Here is a 12,063-nt window from a genome sequence, read left to right on the forward strand (position 1 = left end):
GCCAACCTGATTATTATAAATGGAACCAATGGTTCTTTTTAAAACTATTTGAAAACGAGTTAGCATACAGATCAAATGCACCAGTGAATTGGTGTAATCAATGCCAAACTGTTCTTGCTAACGAACAAGTAATTAATGGAAAATGTGATCGATGTGAAAGTGTTGTAATTCACAGAGATTTGGAACAATGGTTTTTCAAAATAACCAACTATGCCGAAGAACTATTAAGCTTTGATAAAGTTATAGACTGGCCAGAAAAAATCAAAACCCTTCAAGAAAACTGGATTGGTAAAAGTTTTGGAGTACAAGTAAAATTTGATTTATCTCATTTACAAATTTCCACACCACTAATCGAAACTTTTACAACAAGAATAGACACTCTTTTTGGGGTAACCTTTATTGTTTTAGCCCCAGAACACGACTTGGTATCTGAACTTACAACACCAGAAAATAAAGAAAAAGTTGAAAAATACATTAATACTACTCGAGAATATTCAGAAATAGAAAGACTTTCTACAGAAAGAGATAAAACTGGAGTTTTTACCGGTTCATATGCAATAAATACTATTAATGGCAATAAAGTTCCAATTTTCATTGCCGATTATGTCTTAATGCAATATGGAACAGGTGCAGTCATGGGTGTACCAGCTCATGACCAAAGAGATTTTGAATTTGCTAAAAAATATGACTTAGATATTGTCAGGGTTATTGCAAAGAACGTAAATGATACCGAAGCTCTTGAAGAAGCGTATACTGAATCTGGTATTTTAACCAACTCAGATGTATTTGATAATATTAACAATGAAGATGCTAAGATAAAAATAGCTGAACATCTTGAAAAAATGAACCTGGGGAAACGCACTACAACCTATAGGTTAAGAGACTGGCTTATTTCTCGACAACGATATTGGGGTACCCCCATACCAATCATTTATTGTGGAGATTGTGGCACTGTACCTGTACCTGAAAAAGATTTACCTGTAATACTACCTCCGGATGCAGAATTCAAACCTACAGGAGAGTCTCCCCTAAAATATAATCCTGAATTTATTAACTGTAAATGTCCAAATTGCGGAAAAAATGCTGAAAGAGAAACAGATACCATGGATACATTTGTCGACTCATCTTGGTATTTTCTTCGATACCCTAACCCTAAGTACGATAATGCTCCTTTTGATTTGAATAAACTAAAACTATGGAATCCTGTAGACCAATACACAGGAGGTGCTGAACACGCAGTATTACACCTAATGTATTCCAGATTTTTTGTCAAAGCTCTAAGAGACATCGGACTATTTAAATTTGATGAGCCATTTTTACGGTTATTTAACCAAGGAATGATTATCGCTAACCATCAAAAGATGAGTAAATCCAGAGGCAATGTTATAGCTCCTGACGATTACGTTCTTGAATTTGGAGCAGATGTTGTACGAATTTATTTAATGTTTCTTGGTCCTTGGGATCAGGGAGGTGATTGGATTGATAGTGGAATTAATGGAATGGCAAGATGGATAAATAGGGTATGGAATATAAGTACAATAAATTCAAATAAGTTTACTTTGTCAAAAGAAAACCAAGAATTTACCAGAACTACTCACAAACTCATAAAAAACGTAACTGAAGATATAGATAGGTTCAAATTTAATACAGCTTTAGCATTTATGATGGAATTTACAAACTATCTAAACCAAATTTCAGAAAAGAATAATGCAACACCAGAACAATGGAACTTTGCTATCAAAAGCCTATTACTCCTTCTAGCCCCAATAGCTCCTCATATAACTGAAGAATTATGGGAATTAACTGGGAATCAATATAGCATACACAATCAATCTGTTCCTTCATTTAATCCAAAGCTCATCGAAGATGAAACAACAACATTGGTTATACAAGTTAATGGTAAAGTTCGCGACACTATTGTAGTAGAAATCAATACAGAAAAAGAAAAGGCTGAAGAAATTGCTCTTTCAAGCGAAAAAATTCAGCCCTATCTAGTAAACAAAGCTATACATAGAATTATTTATGTTCCTGATAAATTAGTTAATATAGTTATAAAATAAACTAACCTATACGAACAGTCCCTAATAAATCACGTATTTTTGCACTGCCATCAGCATTCCACCAAGAATCAATTGCATTGCCAACACGTTCTTTTGGTAAGCTTAAAATTGCACAGTTATAAAATTTATCTTTAAATTCTTCTTCAGATAAAGGATCAGCTTGTGTACCATGCATTACATGTCGATTGGTATCCTCTTCTAGAGTCGTACCATCTTTCAATGTAATCTTTACAGGATTTGAAACCATCATTCCGTCTCGTCCACTACTCCATTCGGAATTTATTTTTATATCTACTTTATCTATTGCTTCTAAATATTCAGATCGATCTAAATTTTCATCATTAAAACTTGCCATATCTATTTTCTTATCTACTAAAGCCGTAGCAACATTATAATGAATACTAAATTTACCTTGAAAACCATAGGTAGGTCTAGGGTACAAAAGAACATGACTTATTGATGAGAAATTATCTATTTCCACTTCATCTATATCATTAAAGTCTAATTCATTTGAATTTAAAATACTTAATAAAGAATCTAATGAACTATGATTTGATCCACAGCAAGGATATTTTTTTATTACAATAGAAGTTGCACACAACCAAGTATTACCTAAATCTTTAACCATAGCCTCAGGATCAAAATTTCCTGCTCCTAAATAGGCTGAAGCCCAACCAACTTTACTTTCTAAAAAGTTATCTGTTGCCTTCCAACCATCTCTGGCTAAATAACCTGCCATAATACCATTACGTGATGTCATACCAGCATGAAGAGGTTTAGTGTAAGTACCAAAGTTTTGCAATATACCACTAGGCATAGAACCTGCCATTCCTAAAGCAGTTAAAGTTTGTTCTTTATCTAGGCCTAATAAACGAGCTGCAACTGCAGCTGACCCCATAGTCCCAAATATTGCTGTTGAATGGAAACCAGTGGTTCCTTGAGGGGAACTTGAACCTCTCGATAAATGAGCTGCAGCCTCAAAACCGATAACATAAGCTGTTAGTAAATCATTAACAGTTAAATCTAATTCTTCAGCAATAGCTAGCGCTGGAGGTAATAAAGCCACACTAGGATGGCCAAAACCTCCCATATCATCATAGTCCAAAGCATGCCCAAGTGTTCCATTGCCTAAGGCTGCCATATATTGAGATGTCCTCATACTAGATCCGACAATAGTACAATCACCATTTCCTCCCTGATCTGATACAAACTTTTGAATCATTTTACCAAGGGGTTGATCAGCACCAGCAAGCATAACACCGATACAATCAAATATAGCTTCTCTCGCTGCTCTATATGCATCAGCTGGTATATCTTCTGATTTAGTATTTACAATAAACTCTGCTAATTTTTCTTCTGAACGTCCCATAGTTACCTCCTATTATTTATTAAGGTTAATTACTTCAATATCGTTTTCTTTGGCAATAGTAATATCAAATCATGTGTGATTATATTTATCAGAAAATGATGCAATATTAAACCATTTTTTCTGACTTAAATTACAGAATTTAATCATTGACACTGTATATAGCCAATGATACAGTTTTAATACACATTTAATTTATATAACAGGGGTAAACATGTCTTTTAATATAGTAGTATTAGCAAAACAAGTTATTGATCCTGAAGCTCCAAGTGCAAGTTATAGAATAGACGGAAGTGCTGGAAAACTTGAAGTTGATTCTTCACAAAAAATAGCACCAGTCATTAATGGTTTTTGTGAAAATGCCATTGAAGCTGCACTTCAAATCAAAGAAGCAGTTGGAGATGCTACAGTCAGCGTAATTTCTGCAGGTTCAGATTTTGTCATGGATGTCATGAAAAAGGCCGTTTCTATGGGTTCTGATGAAATGTATCTTTTGCAAGATGAAAAATTTAGCAATCTTAATGATAGCTCAATAACTGCAAAACTTTTAGCAACAGCAATTCAAAAAATAGGCGAGTACGATTTAGTACTGGCAGGTATGCAAGCATCTGATTGGGACCAAGCACAAGTTCCTTTAGGTATTGCTGAAATCCTTGGAGTGCCTTGTGTACCAATTGCAAGAAAAATCGAAATTAAAGATGGTAGAGCTATTTGTGAACGCGCAACTGATGCAGGTTATGAAACTGTTTCAGCGCCTCTTCCTTCTGTAATTACTGTTAATAATGAATTCGGACAACCAAGATACCCCACTCTAAGAAACATAATGGCAGCTGCTCGGAAAACTCCGATAACATGGGACGCTGCAGAACTTGGTTTGTCTGATGATGATCTTTCCCCTCGAATAAAAATCGTCGACCTATTTATACCTGAAAAACAATCTCAATGCGAAATTATTGAAGGTGAAGACGAAGAAGAAATGGGAAGAAACTTAGCACTGAAAATGCGTGAAGCAAAATTAATATAGGAGTATAAACAATGTCAGAAATATTACTTGTTGGTGAAGTAAATAGTGGGAGCTTAGCAGAAGCTACTGCTGAATTAATTGCTCATGGCAAACCTTTAGCCGAATCTTTAAACTCTTCGATTTCTGTTGCTTTACTTGATCAAGACTCTTCTAGTGCTGCTCAAGAAGCAATAAGTCAAGGAGCCGATAAAGTTTACAACATCAAAGACTCTTTGCTTACCACTTATCAGACAGATGCGTATTTAGCAAGCCTGGCAAAATTAATTCAAGAAATTAATCCAATTGCCGTGTTAATTTCTAAAACTGAAATAGGTGCAGATATTGGGGCAAGATTAGCATTTAGAGTTGATACTGGTATAGTACAAGACTGTATTGAGGTATCAGTAAATTCAGATAACAAAATTCAAGCTAACCGACCTGTTTTTGGCGGTAACTGTATGGCAACCGTTGTCTGTGATTCAAGTCCTATGATGGCCTTAATTCGACCAAAAACAAAAGAGGCTTTAGAGGCAGATTCAGGCAGATCTGGTGAAATAGTTGATTTTAATGCTGATCTCGATGAATCAGTAATAAAAAATCAAGTTGTTGAAAGAGTCGAAGAAGTACAAGAAGGAATACGTTTAGAAGATGCAGCTAGAATAGTTGGAGGTGGTCGTGGTATGAACGGCCCAGAGCCTTTTGATAATGAGCTCAAAGATTTAGCTGATACCATGGGGGCAGCTATTGGCGCCAGCCGTGCAGCAGTCGATATAGGATGGGTACCATATTCATATCAAATAGGATTGACGGGGAAAAAAGTTGCCCCTGACCTTTATCTACTTGTAGGAATATCTGGTGCAAGTCAACATATGGCTGGTTGCAGTGGATCAAAAAATCTTGTTGCAATAAATAAAGATCCTGATGCAAACATATTCCGAGACGCTAGATTTGGAGTAGTTGGAGATTGGGAAAAAGTACTACCTGCCCTAACTCAGCAACTTAAAGAATTAATGTAATTCCAATATAATTAAATTCCAAAACCCCTGAAACCTCAGGGGTTTTGTCTTGTTAGGGGTGGTTGAACATACATGAGTAATATGATGAGCTCATTTCGATATTCTGCGTTCAGATATCTTTGGTTAGGACAAGTAACTCATGCCGCTGGAATGTGGATAGACATGGTAACTATTCCTTTAATAGTTTTAAGCCTATATGACAGCTTAGAACAAGCTGCAATAAATGTTGGCTTGGTTATGTTTGTTCGCACAATGCCCCATTTCACACTGGGACTTTTTGCTGGTGTATTTGCTGATAACTTCAACAGAAAAACACTGTTAGTGGTTACTAAAATAGGTGTTGTATTTATTCAAATAATATTTATGTTTGTTGTATTTATGGATCATTTATCTATGACTTGGGTGTATTTATACACTTTCTTTCGGGGTGCAACAATGGCATTCGATCAGCCCGCAAGAAGAGCAATGATAGCTAATGTTGTCCCACAAGAACTGTACACTAATGCAATGGCTCTTAGTATGGGAACAGTTCAAGCAACAAGAATAATTGCTGCAGCAGGAGCTGGTTGGATTATCGCATTAACCAGTGGAGTTGATCGAATAACAGAAGCAGACTATGGATTCCAATTTCCTGTAACTATTATTTTAATACTATATACTTTAGCTTTTATTTTTACTTATTTAATTAACTATTCACACGAAGTAATAAATAACGAAGGAGAGAACAAAAAAACTATCCAGTATGTTTTTACTGAATTAATCGAAGGATTACGATTCTCATGGTCAAGAAAAGATATACGCGCAGTAGTAATTATGGCAGCATGTTTCTTTTTATTTGGAATGGTATTTATGCAAGTTTTTGCTCCACTATTTGCTAAAATATTAGGTATAGGGGAAAAAGGTCTTGGCATTCTTTTATCAATGAGTGGAATCGGCGGGGCTAGCGGTGCTGTATTTCTTGCAGCAATTAACCCTAATAATAAACGTGGAATTTGGATATTATCGTCACAAATTGCATTAGGGTTATCTCTCATATTCTTTGCACTATCAGTAGCATTTGACAATATGATGCTTATATATTTTATGGCTATTCTAATTGGATTATCTCAAGCAATTATTTTCCCGCTTATTAATTCAGTATTAATGAAAATTACTCCCGACCATCTTAGAGGGAGAGCAATGGGTCTATTAAGTTTGGATAGAGCTTTTGTATCTTTTGGAGCCGCTATAGCTGGACCAACAGCTGCATATGTAGGAGTAGCAAACGGCCAAATACTTTTTGGCGTAGGGTGTGTAATGAGTGGTATTTTTCTTTGGATTTTTGGAACTACTCTCAGAAAATTAGATTAAATAGTATAATTACTATATAGATTCAATCTGTACATAAAAGGCAAATATTGTGAAAATAATTTCCTCTAATCAGCCCATATTTAAATTAATTCTATTTGCAATTTTATTATTTTGCAGTGGATTAATACCAAGCAATCCTTCTAAGAGTGAAACAATTAATTCGATAATATCTCATGAAAAACATAGTTTATTACTATGGGAATTACAATTTTTACCACAGAAATTCTTTTATTCAATATCTGAATTTATTTTCCCATTTGAAAATAAAAAAGTTTCTAAAAAAGATCCAATAGAAATTATACAAAATTACATTAAAATCAATGATCAAATAAGAAAACACAATAACGAATATGAGTATGCAGCTATAAAAGGTAATGATTTTAAATCAAATGCAGAAAAAGAAAAGATAATCCAACAATACATTAATGAGTTAGAACAAAACCAATTAATAACTGAAAATGCTTTAGAAGAAATAGTAAGTAATGCAATTCAGGAATTCAATATATCTATATTGCCAAACACAGTATTTCCACCTGTTTTGATTAGTATAGAACCACCACCGTCACTTTTAATATTGTCACCGAGAGATCAAATAAAATTAGAAAAAACAATATTATTAAAATCCGATAATTCAATTCCTCAAAGATATAAAATTGAAGATACTATTGAAAATCTAGAAAATAAATCAGTTCTTATATCAGATATTGGTGGATTATCTACTTTTCCTGCAACAGTAAAAGTAAGAAGTTTAGAGTCTACTCTAAGCACAACTGCACATGAATGGTTTCATAATTATATGATCTTCAAACCTCTTGGAAGAAGTTACTTCAATGATGACAAACTACGAACAATTAATGAAACTGCGGCTAATATTTTTGGGGACGAAATATCTAAATATATATTAGATATTGAAAAAAATGATGTTTTAATAAATCCTATAACTACTGAGCCTTGTAGCAAGCCTGATTTTTGCTTTGGGTTAGAAATGAATGAAACAAGATCTACTGCTGAAGAATATCTAAATCAAGGTGATATTTCTAAAGCTGAAAAATATATGGAAGATCGTCAAAAATTATTTCTAGCTGAAGGTTACATAATTCGTAAACTAAACCAAGCATATTTTGCTTTTCATGGTATATATGCTGATAGCCCGTCTTCCAAAAGTACTGTGTTTGAAGAACTCACCAATATAAGAAACCAATCCAAATCTTTAGCAGATTTCATAAAGAAAATAGAAAATATAAAAAATGAAAATGATTATCAAAAACTAATTAAATGATTCTATTTGTGCCCTTGTATTTATAACAAGGGCACAAATAATTTCTTATTTTGAAATCATTCCACGACCAAGTGTAATTGCCCAAGCTGTATAGACTATGTAACAAATACCACCAATCAGTGCCATTGTTGTTGCTTGATCTGTTGCCAATAATGAAACCTGTGCACTTATAACAACAATTACTGCAGAGAGCGCTGCTATACTTGCAAATATAGAGCTATCATCTCTCGTAGAAGCACCTAGTGCTATAAGAAAACCACCAACTCCAAATAAAAATGTACATAAGTTTGCTAAAGAAAAACCAATTGTTGCTAATTCACGATCCCCTGTTAAAGTTACTGTTCCTATTCCAGCACCTAAGCTTAACCCAGAACCAATAGCCCAACCAGCTACTGCTATAAATACCATTGGCATTCCAAGCCTAGCTAATGCGTATCCATTACCACCTTCAAGACTTTGTACAAAATACATGAGTCCGGAAAGCATAGTAATGAGAGCAACAGGTATAAGCATTGAAGTAACAATTCCATAGGTTTGTAAATCACCAGTCCACAATTTAATCACCGCTTCAGCATCTGTTGGGTCAGGTTGGCCTCCAATACCTAGTACGCCTCCTGGTTGAATAAAGTAAATCAATACAGCAACGATTGGACCTATAATTAAACAATATCCAGCCATTTTTTCTACAGAAATCGTGCCCATTTTATTCCTCCTTATTATTTAAATAAAATAACACTGTTCCTGGTATTTGATTATATCACTTTTCTAGTAATTAATTTATTGACTTGTTCAGAATATGTTAATATACTCACCTGTATTATGTAGCTCTTCTCTGAATTATGATTGATTCAGGGATATTATTATAGGAGGTTTATAATGGGCGCAACAGAGAAGTTGGCAAGATTTGTTATTGAAACACCTTCAGAAAAGATTAGTGACGAAGCAATAGAAAGAGCCACAGCAGGCTTGATGGATGCTGTTGGAACAGCACTTGTTGCTAATACTAATGAGATAGGTAGAATAATAACTGAATTTACTGAAGAGGTAGGTGGAACTCCTGTTTCTCGTGTAATTGGTACAAATATTAAAACATCATCTCCAAATGCAGCTTTAGCAAATGGTACACTTGGACATGCTGATGACTATGATGACGTTGGTGGTTTCGGTCATCCTGCAGTAATTTTAATGCCTACGGTATTAGCACTAGGAGAACAACTTGGCAAGACTGGACGTGAGATTTTAGATGCTTATGTTCTGGGATTTGATGTAGGCGCTCGCTTAGCCCAAGGTATTGGGGGAGACCATTATGAAAGAGGTTGGCATTCAACCGTAACTCTTGGTACATTAGCTTCTGCAGCTGCTGCATCCAGACTAATGGGTCTAACAGTTGACCAAACACGACATGCTTTGGGTATAGCAGCTTCACATGCTGCTGGTATGCAGGCAAATTTTGGTACTATGACAAAACCATTACATCCCGGTAATGGTGCAAGAAGCGGCATCACTGCTGCAACTTTAGCTTCTAAGGGATATACTGCAAACCAAAATATAATTGAAGCACCACTAGGATATGTGGCGGTATTTGGTGACAAACAAGCAAATATTAATGCAATGACACACCAACTTGGTGATGCTCAATGGCAAATAGTAAATCCAGGATTTAAAATCAAAGAATGGCCTTGCTGTTATGGTAACCATGGAGCAGTTCCAATGCTAATTGATTTAGTACACAAATATGAAATTCAACCTGAACAAGTAGAAAGCGTTGAATTTATAGGTGGCATGGGAGCTTCTGGGTTCTTGAACAGACCTGATACTGACACTTATTTCGGTGGGAAATTCAGTTTGCAATTTAATATTGCTGCAGCTGTTGTTGATGGCGCTATGTCTTATGACACATTCACTGATGAAAAGGTGAATAGCCCTGAAATACGAGACATGATGTCAAGAGTTATTCTAAAAGATGACATTATGACTAAAGACTTACCAGCTCGAATACATAGTCAACACAGGGACCAAACAGTCGTCATAAATATGAAAGATGGAAGAAGTGTTAGTGATAGTATAGAAACTGCTACAAACACTCTCGTTGGTCATGAGATTGACGTTAAGTTTGAAGCAAATGCTAGTAAAGTTCTTCCTTCTGAAAAAGTCGAACGTGCTCTTTCCCTTCTAAAAGATCTTAAAAATGTAAAAGATATAAGTGAAGTTTTAGACGCGGTTACCGTTTAATCATAAAGAAAGAATAAAAAAGAGGGGTTGAGTTCAACCCCTCTTTTTTATAATAGTAAGATGAATAATTTACCACTTTCAGGTATCAAAGTTATCGAAATTGCACATATAGTAGCTGGACCCACAGCTGGTCTGATTTTAGGGGATTTGGGTGCTGAAGTTATTAAAATTGAACCACCTAATGCACTTGATGCTAGTCGAATTGGATCAGGCAGAAATGGAAGCTTTTTCTTTGTGAATCGAAATAAATCCAGTATAGTTATAGATCTGAAAAGCTCAAAAGGGCTTGAGATACTTTACAAATTACTAGAAGATACTGATGTACTCATTGAAAATATGGCACCTGGAACTATGAATAGGCTTGGAATAGGTTACGAACAACTAAGTACAAAATTCCCCAGATTGATATATCTCAGCGTAAAAGGCTTTTTAAGTGGCCCTTATAGCAATCAAACATCCCTGGATGAGCTTGCGCAAATGGGATCAGGCCTTGCATATATGACAGGTAGGTCAGGAGATCCAATACGTGCAGGAGCTAGTATTATAGATATGGGCGCAGCAATGCATGGAATAATTGGAGTGCTTTCAGCTTTATATACTAGAAGTATTACACAAAAAGGACAGGAAATTACTTCAGGTTTGTTTGAAACCGCATTATTTTTTGTTGGACAACATATGGCATTTAATCAACATTCAGGAACTACCAATGTCCCATTACCTGAACGTCATCATGGATGGGGTGTATATGACAAATTCCGTTGTATTGATGGAGAATTGGTATTTATTGGTGTCACAAGTAATAATCAATGGAACACGTTCTGTAAAATCTTACAATTGGACGAATTAGCAGATAATGAAGAATTAAAAGATAATCCTGGTAGAATAGCAAATAGACCATTAATTCTTCGTACAGTTACTCCCATTATTGAAAATATGAAAAGTTCCAGAATTCTAGACATGTTAAGGGAAAATGGAATCTCAGCAACCCTTGTTCACACACCTGATACTGTAATTACCGATCCACATGTAAATTCTGGAAAAAGATTATACAATTTTACTTCTGACGGAAAAGATTTTGCCTTACCTAAATTACCTTATGAAAGTAGTAATTATGAATTTACTAAATCTTTACCTGCTCCTGACAAACCTGGATTGCAAACAAATTCAATATTAAAAAAAATGGGATACACCGATACTGAGATAAGTGAATTTTTTGACGACAATATTGTACAATAAGGTTATGGAAACCATAATCATAGATGTTAATATATTCGAAGAATTTTCTAACGATCTATCTGAAGTATGGATAGAAAAAATAGCACTGAATTCCCTGAGACTAGGTTTGCTTTCATTAAATTCTGAATTTATCCTTGAATACCATTCTCTAGGAATTACTATAGCAGACGATATAACAATTCAAGGCTTAAATAATGATTATAGAGGGTTAAATGAAATAACTGATGTTCTTGCATTCTCCGAAAATTACCCAGGAGAATATTATGGTGAAAGTGAAAAAACAATATCTACTGCAGAATCTTTCCCCAATGAGACTGGATATGCGGGTGAAATCGTTTTATCATATCCACAATGCAAACGACAAGCTGAAGAAAACAAAATTTCTATCAATAAAGAATTAGCTACATTAGTTTCTCATGGTGTTCTTCACTTAATTGGTTATGATCATACAAATGATAATGAACTAAAAATTATGGAACAAATTCAAATTGATTCAATTAAACATTTATTGGATACATAAT

General features: G+C 34.8%; 10 protein-coding genes. 8 read left to right on the top strand and 2 right to left on the bottom strand.

Annotated elements, in window-relative coordinates:
- Window positions 1-2,060, top strand: a 2,060-nt coding sequence (locus FI695_01345) for a leucine--tRNA ligase (protein MQG50610.1), incomplete at its 5' end; no start/stop codon positions are given.
- 1 nt (window position 2,061) lies between these two features.
- Here FI695_01345 and FI695_01350 read toward each other — a convergent pair.
- Complete coding sequence (locus FI695_01350) at window positions 2,062-3,429, bottom strand: MmgE/PrpD family protein (protein ID MQG50611.1); 1,368 nt, start codon at window positions 3,427-3,429, stop codon at window positions 2,062-2,064.
- A gap of 211 nt (window positions 3,430-3,640) precedes the next feature.
- Between FI695_01350 and FI695_01355 the strand changes: the two genes are divergently transcribed.
- The 4 genes from FI695_01355 to FI695_01370 all read left to right on the top strand — a co-directional run bounded on the left by FI695_01355 (window position 3,641) and on the right by FI695_01370 (window position 8,074).
- Window positions 3,641-4,450 carry an electron transfer flavoprotein subunit beta/FixA family protein gene (locus FI695_01355; GenBank protein MQG50612.1) on the top strand — a complete coding sequence of 270 codons (810 nt, stop codon included), beginning with the start codon at window positions 3,641-3,643 and terminating at the stop codon, window positions 4,448-4,450.
- An 11-nt stretch (window positions 4,451-4,461) separates the two neighbouring features.
- Window positions 4,462-5,445 carry an electron transfer flavoprotein subunit alpha/FixB family protein gene (locus FI695_01360; protein MQG50613.1) on the top strand — a complete coding sequence of 328 codons (984 nt, stop codon included), beginning with the start codon at window positions 4,462-4,464 and terminating at the stop codon, window positions 5,443-5,445.
- Window positions 5,446-5,517: 72 nt separating this feature from the next.
- The gene (locus tag FI695_01365; protein MQG50614.1) at window positions 5,518-6,795 is read left to right on the top strand and encodes an MFS transporter; all 1,278 of its coding nucleotides are present in this window, start codon (window positions 5,518-5,520) and stop codon (window positions 6,793-6,795) included.
- Between the two features lie 49 nt (window positions 6,796-6,844).
- Complete coding sequence (locus tag FI695_01370; protein ID MQG50615.1) at window positions 6,845-8,074, top strand: hypothetical protein; 1,230 nt, start codon at window positions 6,845-6,847, stop codon at window positions 8,072-8,074.
- Window positions 8,075-8,119: 45 nt separating this feature from the next.
- On the opposite strand, the gene FI695_01375 is transcribed toward FI695_01370, so the two are convergent.
- Window positions 8,120-8,776 carry a hypothetical protein gene (locus tag FI695_01375; GenBank protein MQG50616.1) on the bottom strand — a complete coding sequence of 219 codons (657 nt, stop codon included), beginning with the start codon at window positions 8,774-8,776 and terminating at the stop codon, window positions 8,120-8,122.
- Between the two features lie 174 nt (window positions 8,777-8,950).
- On the opposite strand from FI695_01375, the gene FI695_01380 reads away from it, so the two are divergent.
- The 3 genes from FI695_01380 to ybeY are packed head-to-tail and all read left to right on the top strand — an operon-like array spanning window position 8,951 to window position 12,062.
- Entirely contained in the window at window positions 8,951-10,306 is a 1,356-nt protein-coding gene (locus tag FI695_01380; GenBank protein ID MQG50617.1) for an MmgE/PrpD family protein, read from the top strand.
- 60 nt (window positions 10,307-10,366) lie between these two features.
- A complete protein-coding gene (locus tag FI695_01385) occupies window positions 10,367-11,542 on the top strand; it encodes a CoA transferase (protein MQG50618.1) in 1,176 nt (391 codons plus the stop codon).
- Window positions 11,543-11,546: 4 nt separating this feature from the next.
- Entirely contained in the window at window positions 11,547-12,062 is a 516-nt protein-coding gene (gene ybeY / locus FI695_01390; GenBank protein MQG50619.1) for an rRNA maturation RNase YbeY, read from the top strand.
- Window position 12,063 lies beyond the last annotated feature (1 nt).

It is taken from the genome of SAR202 cluster bacterium, assembly GCA_009392515.1.
Classification (GTDB): Bacteria; Chloroflexota; Dehalococcoidia; order Lucifugimonadales; family UBA6952; genus UBA6952.

Bases quoted from the DNA above. Each gene is read 5' to 3' on its own strand.
- FI695_01365 (MQG50614.1), top strand. From the start codon at position 5,518: ATGAGTAATATGATGAGCTCATTTCGATATTCTGCGTTCAGATATCTT.
- FI695_01385 (MQG50618.1), top strand. From the start codon at position 10,367: ATGAATAATTTACCACTTTCAGGTATCAAAGTTATCGAAATTGCACAT.
- FI695_01355 (MQG50612.1), top strand. From the start codon at position 3,641: ATGTCTTTTAATATAGTAGTATTAGCAAAACAAGTTATTGATCCTGAA.
- FI695_01360 (MQG50613.1), top strand. From the start codon at position 4,462: ATGTCAGAAATATTACTTGTTGGTGAAGTAAATAGTGGGAGCTTAGCA.
- FI695_01350 (MQG50611.1), bottom strand. From the start codon at position 3,429: ATGGGACGTTCAGAAGAAAAATTAGCAGAGTTTATTGTAAATACTAAA.
- FI695_01380 (MQG50617.1), top strand. From the start codon at position 8,951: ATGGGCGCAACAGAGAAGTTGGCAAGATTTGTTATTGAAACACCTTCA.
- ybeY (MQG50619.1), top strand. From the start codon at position 11,547: ATGGAAACCATAATCATAGATGTTAATATATTCGAAGAATTTTCTAAC.
- FI695_01375 (MQG50616.1), bottom strand. From the start codon at position 8,776: ATGGGCACGATTTCTGTAGAAAAAATGGCTGGATATTGTTTAATTATA.